This window comes from Burkholderia sp. AU30280 (genome assembly GCF_020420125.1).
GTDB lineage: Bacteria > Pseudomonadota > Gammaproteobacteria > Burkholderiales > Burkholderiaceae > Burkholderia.
Genome location: NZ_JAIZRY010000005.1, coordinates 112,927 through 129,362, shown reverse-complemented (window position 1 = coordinate 129,362; position 16,436 = coordinate 112,927). Strand labels below are relative to the sequence as shown.

General features: G+C 59.9%; 13 protein-coding genes and 1 pseudogene. 4 read left to right on the top strand and 10 right to left on the bottom strand.

Features of this window, described 5'->3' with window-relative positions:
• Positions 1–268 precede the first annotated feature (268 nt).
• Together LGN17_RS13445 and LGN17_RS13440 are read left to right on the top strand one after the other, a co-directional pair.
• The gene (locus tag LGN17_RS13445) at positions 269–916 is read left to right on the top strand and encodes a glycine zipper 2TM domain-containing protein (RefSeq protein ID WP_226197244.1); all 648 of its coding nucleotides are present in this window, start codon (positions 269–271) and stop codon (positions 914–916) included.
• A 399-nt stretch (positions 917–1,315) separates the two neighbouring features.
• A complete protein-coding gene (locus tag LGN17_RS13440) occupies positions 1,316–1,825 on the top strand; it encodes a GNAT family N-acetyltransferase (RefSeq protein WP_226197243.1) in 510 nt (169 codons plus the stop codon).
• Between the two features lie 168 nt (positions 1,826–1,993).
• On the opposite strand, the pseudogene LGN17_RS13435 reads toward LGN17_RS13440, so the two are convergent.
• Positions 1,994–2,431 (bottom strand): annotated as a pseudogene (locus LGN17_RS13435) (hypothetical protein); the annotation flags it as partial.
• Positions 2,432–2,647: 216 nt separating this feature from the next.
• Positions 2,648–3,226 carry a CS1 type fimbrial major subunit gene (locus tag LGN17_RS13430; protein ID WP_226197242.1) on the bottom strand — a complete coding sequence of 193 codons (579 nt, stop codon included), beginning with the start codon at positions 3,224–3,226 and terminating at the stop codon, positions 2,648–2,650.
• 513 nt (positions 3,227–3,739) lie between these two features.
• Between LGN17_RS13430 and LGN17_RS13425 the strand changes: the two genes are divergently transcribed.
• Complete coding sequence (locus LGN17_RS13425; protein WP_226197241.1) at positions 3,740–5,098, top strand: aspartate aminotransferase family protein; 1,359 nt, start codon at positions 3,740–3,742, stop codon at positions 5,096–5,098.
• A gap of 153 nt (positions 5,099–5,251) precedes the next feature.
• Here the strand turns inward: LGN17_RS13425 and LGN17_RS13420 are convergent, their stop codons facing one another.
• Positions 5,252–6,427 (bottom strand): M20 aminoacylase family protein, encoded by a 1,176-nt coding sequence (locus LGN17_RS13420; protein WP_226197240.1) that lies wholly within the window; start codon positions 6,425–6,427, stop codon positions 5,252–5,254.
• A 49-nt stretch (positions 6,428–6,476) separates the two neighbouring features.
• Complete coding sequence (locus LGN17_RS13415) at positions 6,477–7,709, bottom strand: diaminopropionate ammonia-lyase (RefSeq protein ID WP_226197239.1); 1,233 nt, start codon at positions 7,707–7,709, stop codon at positions 6,477–6,479.
• 180 nt (positions 7,710–7,889) lie between these two features.
• On the opposite strand from LGN17_RS13415, the gene LGN17_RS13410 reads away from it, so the two are divergent.
• Positions 7,890–8,366: an Lrp/AsnC family transcriptional regulator gene (locus LGN17_RS13410; protein ID WP_226197238.1), complete on the top strand. Its 477-nt coding sequence runs from the start codon at positions 7,890–7,892 to the stop codon at positions 8,364–8,366.
• Between the two features lie 26 nt (positions 8,367–8,392).
• On the opposite strand, the gene hpaB is transcribed toward LGN17_RS13410, so the two are convergent.
• The 6 genes from hpaB to LGN17_RS13380 form a co-directional block, all read right to left on the bottom strand.
• The gene (gene hpaB / locus LGN17_RS13405; RefSeq protein WP_226197237.1) at positions 8,393–9,898 is read right to left on the bottom strand and encodes a 4-hydroxyphenylacetate 3-monooxygenase, oxygenase component; all 1,506 of its coding nucleotides are present in this window, start codon (positions 9,896–9,898) and stop codon (positions 8,393–8,395) included.
• A complete protein-coding gene (locus LGN17_RS13400) occupies positions 9,898–10,269 on the bottom strand; it encodes a hypothetical protein (protein WP_226197236.1) in 372 nt (123 codons plus the stop codon). The genes hpaB and LGN17_RS13400 overlap by 1 nt, the downstream gene beginning before the upstream one ends.
• A gap of 250 nt (positions 10,270–10,519) precedes the next feature.
• Complete coding sequence (locus LGN17_RS13395; RefSeq protein ID WP_226197235.1) at positions 10,520–11,392, bottom strand: cupin domain-containing protein; 873 nt, start codon at positions 11,390–11,392, stop codon at positions 10,520–10,522.
• Between the two features lies 1 nt (position 11,393).
• Entirely contained in the window at positions 11,394–13,046 is a 1,653-nt protein-coding gene (locus LGN17_RS13390) for an ATP-binding cassette domain-containing protein (RefSeq protein ID WP_226197234.1), read from the bottom strand.
• 96 nt (positions 13,047–13,142) lie between these two features.
• Positions 13,143–13,838 (bottom strand): hypothetical protein, encoded by a 696-nt coding sequence (locus tag LGN17_RS13385; protein WP_226197233.1) that lies wholly within the window; start codon positions 13,836–13,838, stop codon positions 13,143–13,145.
• Between the two features lie 865 nt (positions 13,839–14,703).
• On the bottom strand, positions 14,704–16,425 hold the full coding sequence (locus LGN17_RS13380) for a tannase/feruloyl esterase family alpha/beta hydrolase (RefSeq protein ID WP_226197232.1): 1,722 nt from the start codon (positions 16,423–16,425) through the stop codon (positions 14,704–14,706).
• Positions 16,426–16,436: the final 11 nt, after the last annotated feature.

Sequence of the window (16,436 nt, the reverse complement as noted above, 5' to 3'; positions counted from 1 at the left end):
TGGGGCGGGATCGCGGTGAAGACCGCGGAAAAGCCGATGGCCGCGCAGCGGCGGCCTCACCGGAAAGCGGGCGTCCGGAAGCCGCGTCGCGCCCTTGTCGGGCGTCGCTTCGGCGCCCCGCCGGGACGGCGATTTACGCGGCAACAGACTTTACACGTTGTTACCCGGCCGCACCGGACGCGCTTCCCCCCCATTCCTTATACTCACGCCGAGTTCGCCACCCGTCCCAGCATTCGTCGGCGAACCCGTTGCCGATGCAGGAAACACCATGATGCGCATGCCTTCCACGAAGACCGTTCTGTTCGCCTCGCTCGTCGCCGTCGCGGCGCTTCCGCTGACCGCCTGCGTCGCACCGGGTTACTACGGCGCGCAGCCGGGCTATCCGCAGCAGCAATACGCGACGCCCGGCTACGCGCAGCCCGCATATTCGCAACCGGGCTACGTGCAGCAGCAACAACCCTATCCGAACCAGGCGCCGCAGCCGTACGACCAGTACGACAACCCGCAGCAATACGGGTCGCAGCAGCCGTATGACCAGTACGGGAATCAGCAGCAATACGGCAACGGCTACGGCACGCAGTACGGCACGGTCGCGAACATCCAGCCGGTCAACGGCTCGGTCGGCCCGTCGGGCGTGGCCGGCACCGTCGTCGGCGCGCTGGTCGGCGGCCTGGTGGGCAACCAGTTCGGCCGCGGCCACGGCCGCGATGCGGCGACCGTGATCGGTGCGCTCGGCGGTGCGGTGGCCGGCAACCAGATCGGCCAGCAGATGGGCGCCGCGCAAGGCCCGAGCAGCTACCGGATCGACGTGCAGGTCAGCGACGGCACGATGCGTTCGTTCGACGTGCAATCGCCGGGCAATCTGCGGCCGGGCGATCGCGTGCAGATCAACGGCAATCAGCTGGCGCGGTATTGATGCCGATACGGCGCGCCTGACCTGATCGGGCGCATCGTCGCGCGTTTGGCGTCGTGCGCCGGTTCGGCGCGACGATACGCCTGCTTCACGTCATCCTCATCCTTTGTGCCGACGCGACGCGCATGACGCGCCGCCGGTACCTCCGCAGTCCCTCCACCTTCGAGTCAGCCTCCAGCGCGACGCGTCGCACGGCCGTTTCGCCGCTCGTCTGCACGGACCGAGCGCGTTGCCGTCACACGCGACGCGCACCGAGCGCGATGCGCGTCGACCGCGCGGCCGCCCGCGGATGCCCCGAACGCCGCCACGCGTCATCCGGATTCCGATTAGCATAGGTACGATGCAATCCGCAGCCGCAGCAGCCTGCGCCGACGTGCACAACCCTCTACCAGAATCCCCTCGATGACGATCACGACCCGCCTGCTCGATGCGGCCGACGCCGCCCGTTTCCAGACCGTCCGCCTGCGTGCAGTCGATACCGCGCCCACCTCGTTCCTGCCGACGCTCGACGAAGAATCGCAGGTGCCCGTCGACGAATTCGCGACGCGCATCACGCCGACCCACGAACGTGCCGTGTTCGGCGCGTTCGACGGCGATACGCTCGTCGGCATCACCGGCGTGCGCCGCGATGCGCGCATGAAGATCGCGCACAAGGCGACGATCTGGGGCGTGTTCGTCGATCCCGCGTATCGCGGGCAAGGCATCGCGCAGACGCTGCTCGAAAGCGCGACCGCGCACGCGGCGCAGGCGTGGGGCTGCAAGCAGCTGATGCTGTGCGTGAACGAGGTCAACGGCACCGCCGAGCGGCTGTATGCGTCGCAGGGGTTCGTCCGGTTCGGCACGGAACCGCGCTCGCTGTTCGTCGACGGCCGCTTCTACGACGAGCATCACATGGTCAAGACGCTGGCGTAACGCGTTCAATCAGGTTGGCGCTCGCGCGCATCGACCAACCGCGCCCTTCACCTTCACCTTCACCTTCACCTCACGTCCCCGCTAGTCGGTGATCGTCGTATTGACGGCCTGCCCGGCGATCGTCACGTTCATCAGCGTCGTCGCGCTCACGTTGAACGCATGGATTGGCCCCGGCGACGTGACCGTCGGCGTGCCCGACGCGACCGGCGTGCCGACGTCGCAGTTGCCGATCGTCACGCCGGCAATCGGCTGCACGGCCGGCACGGGCGGCGCGCGCCGCCCGTGCGTCACGTCGACATCGCGCCCGCGCAGCGCGAGCCGCGACACGTACGCGAGCGACGCGGCGATGCGCGCAACCGCGCCATGCTCGCCCCAGACGAGGTCGACCGCCGACGCATTGGGCATGTGGCCTCCCGCGAAGGCGCGGGTCGCCGCGAGCGATCCGCCGAGCACGGCGCCGCCGGCGAGCGCGCCGGTCCAGCCGATGAAAGCGCGACGCAACGCGCGCTTCGCCGAGAGCGATCGGGCAGGCGAAGACGAACGGAGGTTGTTTGCGGCCGTGGGAGCTCCTTCAGTGCATGGGTATCGACGCGCCTGACGGCGGATCGCTATTTGTACGTTGTCGTATCACAATGCGCAGTCCGAACGCGACCGCAGCCGAGCCGGTATTTGTCGCATATCCTTTTTAACCGGGATAATGCCTCGAATGTATGTGCTCACTCACATCGCAAAAGAGTAATTTCAGAGATGTGTTGTCGTACATTTATGCGCACAAACTTCAACTGAAACGCCCCGACCGACACCGTCCGCCGGGGCAACGACCTACTCGCCAGCAGCCGCTACCGCACCCGTTGCCGGCTCGCGTCCCGCCGAAGCGGCCGGTTCGAACATCAGCACCAGATCGCCGTGGTAACTCCCATTGGTCGAGGTCGCGCCACTGACGGCCGGCGCATGGGCGCTGACTGTCAGGTTGCGCGTTTCGTCGTAGCCGTCAAAGCCGTCGTGACCGGGCTTGACCAGCGTGATCGTGCGAGCGGCGCCGGATGCGATTTCCGCGTCGCCCGCCTTGCCCATCAGCACGACCTTCGCGTTGGCCATGTCGTCGCGACCGTTCGTCAGCCGCAGCGGCTGCAACAGCGCGACGTTGATATCGGGGTTCGTCGTGCGCACGCGGATCGGCAGCGTCGCGGCGAACGCCTGCTGCGCACGGTCCGTCGCGTTCAGTTCGACTACGTCGTACCACGCGGAATTGTCCGGCTTCGACACGAACAGGCTGTCGCCGATATGCGCCGTCAGCGTGATCTTCTTGACGACCGCTTGCGGCGACGTCGGGCCTGCATGAGCGATGCCGGCCAATGCGCCGCACACGGCGAGTGCGGCAAGCTGTTTTCCGATCTTCATTGTGTTGCCCCGCATTCTGGATGGATGGATGAAATCCGATCGCCGAAAAGCCGGCCCGCTTCGAGCCCACGATCCCGCCATTTCCGGAAAATCCGGTATTCCATTATCTCGAAATTAACATGCAAATCCCCGCGGAATTCGAAATGCCAGGCCGCATGCACGAGCGATCGAATCGTCCGGATGCATTCGTAACCGCGTATCGGATTCCCCCGTCAGCCAGCAACGAAAGACTCGGACGAATACCTCACACCACGGCGTGCATTAACGATAGGCCACGAGAACCCGAATAAATATCCATGGAAACCTTCACGGTTTTTTCGGTTTCCATTCACCAGTGCTATCCCCAAATCAAATAAAACATGCACGGGAAACACCTGCCCTCACGCTCGACAACGTCATCGTCAATCGCAACGGATATTCGCGCGCCGCCATTCGCTTCGGTAATTCCGCCCCTGTTCAGCCCCCCGCCGCCCGCGCTATCGTTTCCCCATCTTCACAGCCCAGGAGCCCCTCTTGTCTTCCCGCCACGGAGTCGACCTCATCCGCGCCCGCGCGCTGTTCGATCGCGAGCGCCGCGCATTCACCGAAGCCATGCCGGTCTCCCGCGCCCTGTCCGCGGAAGCATCCGAGCATCTGCTGTTCGGCGTGCCGTTGCACTGGATGCAGGACTGGTCGACGCCGTTCTCGCTGTACGTGAAGGAAGCGCGCGGCGCGACGTTCACCGACGTCGACGGCCATCGCTACGTGGACTTCTGCCTCGGCGACACCGGCGCGATGTTCGGCCATGCGCCCGAACCGGTCGCGCGCGCGCTCGCCGAGCAGGCCACGCGCGGCTACACGACGATGCTGCCGAGCGAGGACGCCGCGTGGGTCGCACGCGAACTCGCGCGCCGCTTCAGGCTGCCGGTCTGGCAGTTCGCGCTGAGCGCGAGCGACGCGAACCGCTTCGTGCTGCGCTGGGCGCGCGCGGCCACCGGCCACAATACGATCGTGGTGTTCAACGGCTGCTATCACGGCACGGTCGACGACGTGTTCGTCGATCTCGTCGATGGCCGCCCCGTGCAGCGCGACAGCCTGCTCGGGCAGTCCTACGACCTGCTCGCGAACACGCGCGTCGTCGAATTCAACGATCTGGCTGCACTCGAAGCGGCGCTGAAAAGCGGTGATGTCGCCTGCGTGCTCGCCGAGCCCGCGATGACGAACATCGGGATGGTGCTGCCCGATCCGGGCTTCTGGGAGGCGGCACGCGAACTGACGCGCCGCTACGGCACGCTGCTCGTGATCGACGAAACGCACACGATCAGCAGCGGCCCGGGCGGCTACGCGGTCGCGCACGATCTCGAGCCGGACATGCTGGTGGTCGGCAAGCCGATCGCGGGCGGCGTGCCGTGCGCGGTGTACGGGTTCAGCGCGGAATTTGCCGAACGCGCGAAGCAGGCGAAGCTGAACGCGCCGCCCGGCCATTCGGGGATCGGCACGACACTCACCGCGAACATGCTCGCGATGCATGCGATGCGTGCGACGCTGGCCGAGGTCGCGACCGACGCGGCCTATGCGCATATGTTCGAACTCGCCGCGCGGCTGGCGACGGGGCTCGAACAGGCGATCGCGAAGCACGGGCTGCCGTGGTGCGTCACGCGCATCGGCGCGCGTACCGAATTCCAGTTCGCGCCCGTGCCGCCACGTAACGGCACGCTCGCCGGCGCGCACCTCGACAGCGAACTCGAACACATCGTGCACCTGTACCTGCTGAATCGCGGCGTGCTGATCACGCCGTTCCACAACATGATGCTCGTGTGCCCGCAGACGACGGCCGACGATGTCGACCGGCTCGTGACGCAGTTCGACGCGTGTCTCGGCGAGCTGGTTTGATGCAGCGACATTCGCGGCAGGCAACGCATCGCGCGCGTGCGGCCGCGATGCGTTGCCTGCGGCGTCGCTCGTGTCGCCCGTGTGGCCTGACAGTGAAACGGACCGCCGCACGGCGAGCCGTTTCCCGTCGCATACGCATCACGCAGCGGCGCGCTACGCCGCCTTCAACGCCCGCCGCGCCACTTCCGCGAAATACCGCGCCCCCACCGGCAGGATCTCGTCGTTGAAATCGTAGCCCGCGTTATGCAGCGGCACGCCGCCGCGCCCGGCCGCCTCGCCGTTGCCGATGAACATGAAATTGCCGGGCACGGCCTGCAGGAATGCGCCGAAATCCTCCGAGATCATCATCGGCTGCACGTCGGCGTTCACCGCATCCACGCCCGCGACCTGCGCCGCCGCCTGCACCGCCGTATCGACCCACTCCGGCGAATTCACCGTCGGCGCGAACTCGTGCGTGTACTCGAACGTGCAGGTCGCGCCGTGCATGCGGCAAACCCCTTCGCCGATCTCGCGCATTCTCGTTTCGAGCAGCGCCTGCACGTCGCGCGAATAGCTGCGCGTGTCGCCCTTGATCGTCACGGTCGACGGCAGCACGTTGCGCAGCCCGTCGGTGATGAACTCCGTGCACGAGATCACGGCCTGCTGGCCCGGATCGAGATTGCGCGACACGATCGTCTGCAGCGCGAGCACGACCTGCGCGCCGATCACGATCGGATCGATGCCCATGTGCGGGCGCGCCGCATGCGTGCCGCGTCCGTCGATCCGGATCACGAAGTTGTCTTCGCTCGCCATGATGCCGCCCGCACGCGTCGAGAACGTGCCCGCGCGCATGCCCGGCATGTTGTGCACGCCGAAGATCGCGTCGACCGGAAAGCGCTCGAGCAGCCCGTCGGCCATCATCGCCTTCGCGCCGCGCCCATGCTCCTCGGCCGGCTGAAAAATGAAACGCACGGTGCCGTCGAAATCCTTGCGCTCGGCCAGCAGTTGCGCGGCGCCGAGCACCATCGACATGTGGCCGTCGTGCCCGCACGCATGCATCTTGCCGGGCGTGCGCGACGCATGTTCGCGGCCCGGCGCGTGCTCGGCGATGTTCAGCGCGTCCATGTCCGCGCGGATGCCGATCGCGCGACGGCCGGTGCCTGCCGTCAGGTTCGCGACGAGCCCCGTGCCGCCGATCCCGCGATGCACGTCGAGCCCGAGCGTCGTCAGGATGCGCGCGACGTAGTCCGACGTATTCACTTCTTCGAAACCCGTTTCCGGGTGCTGGTGCAGATGGTGGCGCCAGGTCTTCAGTTGTCCCTGCAGCGTGCGTTCTTCGGTTGCGTCCATGGTGTTGGCCTCGTCAGTCGGAGTCGATCGGGATCGGTCGTGATGTCGTTCAGGCCGCCACTGCCGCGCGGTCCAGCCAGTCGCGCTGCCGCGCGAGCACGGCGTCGGCCGCCTCGCCCACGCAGCTCCGGTACACGGACGGCGCCGTCGCGCCTTCGGTATTGATCGCCAGCACGCGCGAATCCGCATCCAGCCCCACCTGTCGCACGAGCGCGGGGTCGCGCATCAGCACTGCCAGCCCCGCGACGCCGGCCGCGCCCGATTCGCCGGCCACGAGCGGCGCATCGCGTTCGCTGCCGGCCGCGAGGCCGCGCATCGCCTGCACCGCGTCCTCGTCGTCGATCAGCATGAAGTGGTCGATGCACAGCTCGAGGAAATCCCATGCGAGCGGCGACGCCTCGCCGCACGCCAGGCCGGCCATCACGGAATCGACGCTGCCGGTCGCCTTCGCCGCCCGCCCCGCGAGCGCGCTCTGGTACAGGCAGTCCGCCTGGCGCGGCTCGACCACGATGAAATGCGGCCGCTGCGCGCCATCGCGCTCCCACAGGTAACTCGCCACGCCCGCGGCGAGGCCGCCCACGCCGCCCTGCAGCAACACATGCGTGAACGGCCGCCCGTCGTCCTGCGCTGCCTGCGCGGCCGCCTCGGCGGCGATCACGCCATAGCCCTGCATCACGTCGCGCGGAATCGCCTCGTAGCCGTCGTACGACGTATCCGACACGACATACCAGCCGTTCGCCTGCGCAAGCTGCGCCGCGCAGACGACCGACTCGTCGTAGTTCCCCGCGATGCGCACGATCCGTGCGCCGTACGCCGAGATCGCGCGTTCGCGCTCGGCGTCGACGTTCGCATGCAGCACGATCACGCACCCGCAGCCGATCGCACGCGCGGCGGCGGCGAGCGCGCGGCCGTGATTGCCATCGGTCGCGCTGATCACCGTCAGGTCGGCCAGCTCCGCCGCGTAGCGGCCGGTGACGAGCCCTTGCGGATCGAGATCCTGCGTGCGCCGCAGGCGCTTCACGAGCCGCACCAGTGCGATCGGCGCACCGAGCGCCTTGAAGCTGCCGAGCGGCGAGCGGCACGACTCGTCCTTCACGCTGACGCTCGCGACGCCAAGCCGCGCGGCGAGATCCGGCAGCGCGCGCAGCGGCGTGCGCGCGTGGCCGACGAGCGGCCAGTGCGACAGCCACGCGCCGCTTTCGTCGGCCGACGCGATGTTCATCACGCGGCGCAGCGCGTTCGGATAGGCGGCGCGCGACGCGCGGGGGTTGGCGATCAGCATGGGGAAAGGCTCCGGTGCGGGACCGCGCAGGCGGTCCGTCGGGTGGTTCGGATCGGGCAAGCGCGGGTTGCGTTCGCCGTCGGTCCGAAAAATAATATTGCGCATGCCGGTCAACAAAATCGCCAAATCGGTTGCCTGGACGCAAAAATTTCTCATTCTTTCGAGGTTTCGCGCACCATCATGACGACCCCACTCGATGCGTTCGATCGCAAGCTGTTGATGGAAGTGCAGCGCGACGCGCAGACGCCGCAAAGCGAACTCGGCGCACGCGTGAACCTGTCGACGGCGGCGGTGAACCGGCGTTTGAAGCGTCTCGCGGAAAGCGGGGTGATCGAGCGCTACACCGCCGTCGTCGCGCCGGACAAGGTCGATCATCCGCTGACGATCGTCGTCAACGTCGAGGTCGAAAGCGAGCAGATCGACCAGCTCGACGCGATGAAGCGCACCTTCGAGCGCTGCCCGCAGATCCAGCAGTGCTACTACGTGACCGGGGAATGGGATTTCGTGCTGATCCTGGCCGTGCGCAACATGGATCAGTACAACGCGCTCACGCGCGAGCTGTTCTTCGCGAACAACAACGTGAAGCGCTTCAAGACGCTGGTGAGCATGAGCCGCGTGAAGGTCGGGCTCGAGGTGCCGGTGGCTCTGGACACGTAGCGCTTAATCCAGGATATCAAAAGCAGCTAATCCACGTTATTGTGAATAAATTCACTCACGCGCTCCATCAATTCCGAGCATGGGTTGCTTCGGAAGATCCGTGTCGCCATATTCACTGGATCGCCGAAGAAGAATCGCTCGTAGAGGACCTGACGACCAGCGAATGCAGAAATTGAAGCGTCCCACGCTAGTCGGTACAGATCAATCTTGTCTGCCGCCTCCAGTCTCATGCCTTGAAAATATTTATCGATCTCGCTGCGCATCGGCCCATCCAAATCCTGGCTCGTCGGCAATGCCACTAAACCGCTAGCACCAATCTGCTGCACGACTTCCACGATCCGGGGGTATATGCGAGGAAACAAGAACCGAGCAGCCTCTAGCGGCTCCCAATCAGGAACCAGAACACCAAAATCGTTTGGCCTTGCCCCGGCCTCGGAAGCTGCCTTGAACGCCTTCATAGTTTGCCAGCCAGCCCAGACATCGGCCATCTTATCGTGAATATGCTGAAATAACTCAAGCCCGGAACCGCGAATCATCAGGGAAATAAGTCCGAGAAAGAACTCCAATTTGACAATATTCTTGCACACCACTTGATAGGTGATGTGTGCGGTTGCTCCAGTCGCGTCGTAGAAACGATTGCATATATCTATATCACGATAACAAAATACCCTCTCCCATGGAACGAATACGTTGTCAAACAGTGCTACGGCATCCATTTCCTCGTATCGTGCACCAAGAGGATGATTTTTGCGTCCCATCCCATAATCAAGGGACTCGCGACAGATGAACTTTAATCCTGGGGTACAGGTCGGCAGAACGAACGCAAATGCATACGCTTTCGACGCATCCGAGACGTCCAGCAACCTTGCCGGAAAGACCGCAATCTCATCGGCAAAAGGAAGTGTAGCAATCAACCTAGCACCTGTTATATAGATGCCAGCATCTGTTTCTCTTGTAACATGGGCGGATACAGTCGGATCATCTTGAAATGCCGGGCCGACGCGACGATTTGCTCGCGGATTCAAGAGGGTGTGTGTGAGAGCAAGATCATTGTCCCGCACAAACCGAAAATACTCCCTGACATTACCGGAAAATCCCCGCCCCCCGATGTCAAAAAAATCCGCGCATCCTGCGAACGAAGCAATTGATCTATTTAGGTAAGCCGGATCACGGCCGAGCATACCTTGACTAAACTCAGCGCCAGTAAGCAGCGCCTTACCAACGGCCAACAAATCACTTCGACTCTTCGTGATGGAAAAGGACCTGCTTACCCTCCTACCATCAATAGTCTCCAACATAAATTCGCTGTGATCCCATTGGTAGTCGTAGAGCGCAGCGAGTGTCTCCACGCCATTTCTGAGCCCTGCGGTATCTCGAATGCTTGTGACCCGCTCACCCTGATACCAAAGCTCTGGAGGATAGTTCTCGAGACGCCGCAAGAAATTCACCCCTTTTCTTGCACCTTGGTATTCATCGTCAAAAGCGAGCGACATGGACATAGTTTCCTTATTTCTACAAGCATCGATCATCATCAAGACTCCTGCTTATGATCGATATCTTCAATGCACAGCTTTGCGATCTGCCAACGATTGTCGACGACCAACCACAATTCAAAGAAATAAAATTGACTGGCTATCGCGCCATTTTTTTTGATTTTCATCGAACCGGATACTGTGCCCCAGTACTTACGCTCCTGCACCTGGTCGACCACTTCGGTATATTCGACATTATCCGCGCGTCTGTTTGGAAATTTTCTTCGACTTCGCTCTATGAACTCAATTTCTTCAGACTTCGATATGCTCCGCCCATTTCTAATCACGAAAAATAAAGGAATCTCAAGATAGTCAAGCCAATCCACCTCTCCATGCAGGTAAGCATTAATCCAAACCTCCCGAATCTGCATTATCGAGTATTTATTTTTCACACCAAAAACAATATAGAAATCCTAATTGATACTGATCGACCCGCTCGTTCGCGCGCGCTTTGCGTCACACATGCGCTCGCCTTCAATCTGGGTAAGCACCAATTTCTATAGCTTCTCTACAAGCGGCACCCGCGGTTGCCGACCGAAACACGTATTCATCATCCAATACATCGCTGCCATGAGGCATAGCGTAATCCGACCTTCATTATCGTTGTACGTGATGCACGCATCAAAGCGTCGGAAAATTAAACTCGGCTTTTCTTTCGCGCCACTGCCCACGCAACTCGTCAAGTAACATTTCCATATCCAGCTCTCCTATCGCATCGACTATCCTCTCCTTCAGCTCACGCGCCTCGGCTGTAGTCGTCGAATAGTTCACCTTGTCGCGAAAAAAGCGATTCTTAGCCAGCTCGTCGATGAATAGCTTCAGCACGTCCGCCCTTCTGACGAAATCGAGACCAATTGTTACGTGCATCGAAATATCGCTAATAGCCTCGACGTCGTGCCAATATCCGAAAGGCAAGTACAAGCCATCACCCGTGGATAGCGTGTATTCTTTAAGTGGCTCCCCCTTAGGGAGCGGAAAATGAAAACTCTTATCCCCTCGATTCGGCGAGTGGTATGTAGGTGCATATACTACCCATCGTTTGACACCATGAATCTGTATGGCAAAAACATCATGATCATCGAAGTGACAACCAAATCCGCCTGGCCCCTTGGGTGAAACATACAAGTTGGCCCACGTTCGGCAGCAAAACGAATCGCTGATTTCCTCTGTCAGCGCACTAACACCCGGGAAGAATGCTTCACAGTTGTCAATGATGATTGCGCAACCATCGGTCAGTACCTTGCGCAGCACGCCAGGAACCACTCTTGGTCGTCGCTCCCCCCGTTCCGAGATCGAATAGCGTAGGAATCCGTTATAGCCGCGGCTGTAGTCATTGCCTGCAGCAGCAATCCGGATCCTCGGATAATCGATCAGCCCACTCGATAAGAGCGAATTGACTTCATCCCAAGTGGCGATTCGATCGACGTTTATCGAGTCGAATGCATAGGGCCGCAAATTAAGCCCCTCAGACAAGAAATCTCCGGAACTAAGCATGCTACCTCCCACGCTTAATATGAATCTCGCCGCCAAACTCCTCCATGACGTGCGAGTTAATCGTTGAACTAGAATTAAAAACTGCCTCTGGACGCTGATGCATAATCACGAACATGACGGTGCTATCCGCGAGGCGCACTATAGTACCTGCAAGATCGGAGGCTCTCTTTTCGTCCAACCCAGAAAATGGCTCGTCAAGTATCAAGATGTCACATTCTTGCAGCAATCCCCTGGCGATAACCAGTCTCTGGCGCTCCCCGCCAGAAAGTCGACCACCCTTTTCGCCCACGACATATTCGAGATCGCCCGTAAATTTGTGAAGCCCAACCTTTGTAAGCGCATCGATGATTTCTTCTAGCGTAGCACTGGGTTTACCATAGCGAAGATTTTCGACGATAGACTCATTGAAGATGATATTGTCTTGAGAAACATAACCCATCTTTTTCAACAACAAATCCGAATCCAGACTAATTACATCAGTATCATTTATAAGCAATTGCTCTGCCGAAGAGCGAATTTCTCCACGCATTGCACGTGCAACAGTACTTTTTCCAATTCCACTTGGGCCACGCAGTATGTTCAATGAACCCAGTTCGATCGTGATATCCCCGTTGATTGGCGGCATGTTTCTGTTCGATGAGTCTGCCATTCTGAAATCTCGAAAGGAAAATTTATATCGGCCTCCATCCAACACCGGACAACCCGCATCACAATTTAAATCCCCCTCAATTCTCAATCCTTCCGAAATCCTCAATATATCAATCTTCGCACCGAGAACATTACGATAATTAAATCCAAGCGCATTGATCTGAGAAATCAATTGCGCCAACCCGGTCGCAAGCATGACAACGACTCCAATCGAATCCCCCCCCTGTCTGTAGTACAGCATGAGACTCGCGAAACACACCACCAGACATATAACAGAGGAAACAAGACTGTCAACAAATAGCCTATTGGAATTCCCATCCTTTCTAATTTCCAGCTTTGCCAGCAATGCATGGTGGCGATTTATTCTTTCCACCATAACAGCGGGGGAAATGAAATCAGAATTGATAAAGCTGTCGTGCATGAATGCCGAACATTCAGCATCCAATTTTACGATATCCCTCATCAACGGCACTCGCCTCTTCGTGACATAGATGACAAAAGCAGAGTAAACCACCGCAAACGAAATCAAAATCGCGCCCGCTCGCCACCCCACAAGCCAAACCGAAAATAGCGTGACGGACACAATTTCAAGCGCGATCGAAAGTAGTGATCTTAAAGTGTTATTTAGCAGAGCTCGTACTGAAGCAACCGCCTCCTGGATTTTCTTTTGATATTCTCCGGAATTCTTATGCCTAGCACTACGGTAATCCATTCGCACAACGTGCTCATACCACCTGTCGCGAACGTCGCTTTCGATTCGATTCGCGAGTTTATTCGAAACCAATGTCCCGCCAGCACCCGCGATTGGGAGCAAGAATCTTTGCAATGAAAATAGTGCAATGAAATAAAAAATCACATCCTGCCTTCCGTGTTGCAGGCCGTCCGTCAACCACTTCAACATCGCGCCAAACGACGTATTTAGCACCGCACTCAAACACGCAAGGACCAGCACGGCACTAAAATACCACCTATAAAGGACCAGCAATTTATAAATATACTTAGACACACGCCACCCTTTATTTCATTTCACCCAAACTGCTGCCCCAAGCTTGATTGCGCACACCATTCATTCAGGGCAGCTGATCTTATAGGTCACTCAACATCATGCATAAAGATCACGTGAAGAGTTGCAGGTGCAATACATACCGCATCCTCGTCTACCACAGCCCATCGTAATTTCCGATTTTTTAACGATTTCCGATATTAATTCACCACTTGTCATTCCCAAGATCGACTGCAAATTCATTGACACCCCTGATTTATCAGGCGCACCATGATTGATCGATCTTTTCAATACATTCATTTTCTTTAACGAATATTTCTCCCCGTACTCCACATACCACTTCCTGAGCGTCTCATCTCCAAATGTTGAGCCAATGAAATTGAGCTGCTGCTCCAGACGAGCTCGATTATGATCCTTCAGAGTTGTGCCACTCTGAACTAGCTTCTTTATTTTCTGGGCCAAATGCGCCGAACAGAATGGTATGTGATGAAGCGTCTTACCAAAAAAATGATGGCAAAATTTCTCATAGTCCTTTGTGAAAAGAATAAAGTGATGCCACATCTTATCTATCATCAGAATCGGCTCATCAACCTCAAACTCAACGCATTGCTTTTGCGCATACTCCGATACAAAAAGAAATTTCTTTGTTTCAGAGAAGATATCGATCGCCTCCACTTCCTCGACATCCCACTCATCTCTGAATTTCCCAATCACACCCTCATGCTCGTATCGAGCCAATGCTTCCGGATACAAAAAATCGACAACGTTATAATTGCAATCCACGACGGCACTCATAGGTTCTCCAATCTAAATAATCATCCGAATAGATACGAAGCCACAATTACCACAACGTCACAATGCATTCTTGCGAGAGTGCCGCCTCGAAAAACACAAGTCCATAAGACAAGTTCGAAATCCTCATTAATAATTTCCAAATTTAATTAAAAATGGAATTATTGGTTGAATTATTCAAGAACAGTAAATATATGGCTTGACTGGCCGGTGTGTCAGGGCTATGAGTTCGTTCGGAGGAAAGCCGGCGCAGTAACCTATCTATCGTGCAACACGAACAACATACGTTGGAGAAACGTCGGGATGCGCAATTGATCGATATTCGCTGCACGATTTGTGCAAATCCCTGAATATAGAAACCCTGTCAAGCGCCGCCGGACGGTTGTACGCCGCTATTGCCTCCTGCTCTGAGACGTTAAGAGCAGAACCGCGCGCGTAGTTCAATCGTGAGAGTTAGCCCGGCGGATATCTCTTCCCGGCATAGATGGGTCAATTGAGTACGTTGCCGAACGCGGTACTGTGAGGAATGAGGTCAAACCACTCACACACGACTCGGCGTGCGATTTCCTCGGGGGACCGATCACTATCGGTCAATGATAGGAAGCGCTGACGCTAGATTGACGAACGCCTCTTTGGGCTAGATAGCGACTCGATGCTGGCACTCGAGCAGAATCATCAGCAGAATTGAGTTGGATTCTTCGTGTTCGACGCAATTGGACGTATTCTGGCTTCAGACCGGACTACGCCATCGAGCATGAGCCGCGTGAAAGTCGGGCTCGAGGTGCCGGTCGAACCCGGCGAATGAGTGCGGCAACGAAGCGGCCGGCGCGCAACCGCGCACGCCGGCCGCCTCCCATCGACGGCTACGTCAGCGGCAACTGAAGCTCGCCGCCGAATTCACGTCGCCGGAGCCGTTGTAGCGCGCCACCTGCGGATACGGGCACAGCGGCCGCGTACGCCCCGCCCCCCACGATGCGGGCACGTCCGCATTCGGCACTACGTTCGTCGCATCGCGCGCAGTGGCCACCACCGCACCGGGCGCTTGCCCCTGCTCGACCCACGCGACGAGCGGCGTCAGCAGGTCGAACTGGTCGGCCGCCGGCCCGCCCGAGCAGTGATTCATCCCCGGCACCGGATAGAAGCGCGCGAAATCCGACGCATCGCCGCCGTTCGCCTGCGCGACCCGCGCATACCAGTCGCGCGTGTCGTCGAACGAGAACACCGGGTCGCCCGTGCCGTGATAGACCAGCAGCTTCGCACCGCGCGCCTTCAGCGCGGACAGGTTGGTCTCGTCGGGCGGCGTCATGAACGACCACGCGGATTGCGTGTACACGCCGCTCGTCGCGAAAATGGCCGGCGCGTCGTTGTCCATGTCGAAACCGAGTGCGAAGCCGGGCACGTTCGCGAGCACCGCCGCGGTTTTCGGCGGCGACATGAACGTGAACGCCATCGCGACCGGATCGAGCGCGATCGAATTCGACTGCTTCCACGCGGCCCAGCCGCTGCCGGCGATGCCCGGATCGTACGGAAAGCCCGCGTAGAGCGCCGTGCCCGCGCTGTTGCGTGCGCCCGTGAACACGTTCTCGAGCGCGGTCTTCTGCGCGGGCGTCAGGCACGCGCCCGTGCGTGTGCCGTTCGCACAGGTCGGGATATCCGCATCGACGCTGAAATGCGCCTGGCACGCGGCGACGTCCTGCACCATCCCGTCGGCCGCGCCGTCGAGCGCATCGCATTTCTCGAGGATCTTCGCGCCGACGAACTGCCGCTCCGCATCGGTGAAGCCGCTGCGGATATCCGGCAGCCCGTTCGATCCGGTCGCCGAGGCGATCTTCGCGAACTGCTGCGCGCCATACATCTCGCCGATCGCCGCCTTCGGCAGGTGAAAGCCCGGATCGCCCGCGATGATGCCGTCGTAGTCGGCCGGGTTGCGCACCGCCGTGACCATCGCGTGACGGCCGCCGTTCGAGCAGCCGCCGAAATAGCTGCGGTCGGGCGCCTTGCCGTACGCGAGACGGATCACCTGCTTCGCCATCGGCGTCAGCGCGTCGACCGCGCCGTAGCCGTAGTCGATGCGTGCCTGCGGATCGAGGCCGAACAGCGGGTTCTGCGCGCCGCTGTGCCCGGAATCCGAGCTGATCACCGCGAAGCCCTGGTTCAGCGCATCGGTCAGCGGCCCGCCGCCGCCGATCTCGCCCGTTGCCGTCACGACATTGCCGTCGAGCCCGCCGTTCGCCTGGTAGAAGAAGCGGCCGTTCCACGCCTTCGGCAAGCGCATTTCGAAGCCGATCGCATAGGTGTTGCCGTCCACCGCGCTCACGCGCTCGTTCATCTTCCCTTCGATCACGCAGTGCTCGGCAATCGGCTTGCCGGCCACCGTGAGCGCGCCGGCGGCTGCGGTCGCAACCGACGTGAACGACGTGTTCGCATACGCCAGCTTCGCGGCGAGCGCGTCGCAGGTCTGCGCCATCGCGGCCGGTGTCGCGGCGCTCAGGTGCGTCGGCACGGAATTCACCGAATCGTCGCCGCCGCAACCGGCGAGCATCGCGGCGGTGAGCGGCGCAATGCAGAGGAATGCAGATTGTCTGTTCAAGATAGCTCCCG

Bases quoted from the DNA above. Each gene is read 5' to 3' on its own strand.
- LGN17_RS13400 (WP_226197236.1), bottom strand. From the start codon at position 10,269: ATGCAGATTCGGGAGGTTTGGATTAATGCTTACCTGCATGGAGAGGTG.
- LGN17_RS13415 (WP_226197239.1), bottom strand. From the start codon at position 7,709: ATGCTGATCGCCAACCCCCGCGCGTCGCGCGCCGCCTATCCGAACGCG.
- LGN17_RS13440 (WP_226197243.1), top strand. From the start codon at position 1,316: ATGACGATCACGACCCGCCTGCTCGATGCGGCCGACGCCGCCCGTTTC.
- LGN17_RS13385 (WP_226197233.1), bottom strand. From the start codon at position 13,838: ATGAGTGCCGTCGTGGATTGCAATTATAACGTTGTCGATTTTTTGTAT.
- LGN17_RS13395 (WP_226197235.1), bottom strand. From the start codon at position 11,392: ATGCTTAGTTCCGGAGATTTCTTGTCTGAGGGGCTTAATTTGCGGCCC.
- LGN17_RS13445 (WP_226197244.1), top strand. From the start codon at position 269: ATGATGCGCATGCCTTCCACGAAGACCGTTCTGTTCGCCTCGCTCGTC.
- LGN17_RS13410 (WP_226197238.1), top strand. From the start codon at position 7,890: ATGACGACCCCACTCGATGCGTTCGATCGCAAGCTGTTGATGGAAGTG.
- LGN17_RS13420 (WP_226197240.1), bottom strand. From the start codon at position 6,427: ATGGACGCAACCGAAGAACGCACGCTGCAGGGACAACTGAAGACCTGG.
- hpaB (WP_226197237.1), bottom strand. From the start codon at position 9,898: ATGATGATCGATGCTTGTAGAAATAAGGAAACTATGTCCATGTCGCTC.
- LGN17_RS13430 (WP_226197242.1), bottom strand. From the start codon at position 3,226: ATGAAGATCGGAAAACAGCTTGCCGCACTCGCCGTGTGCGGCGCATTG.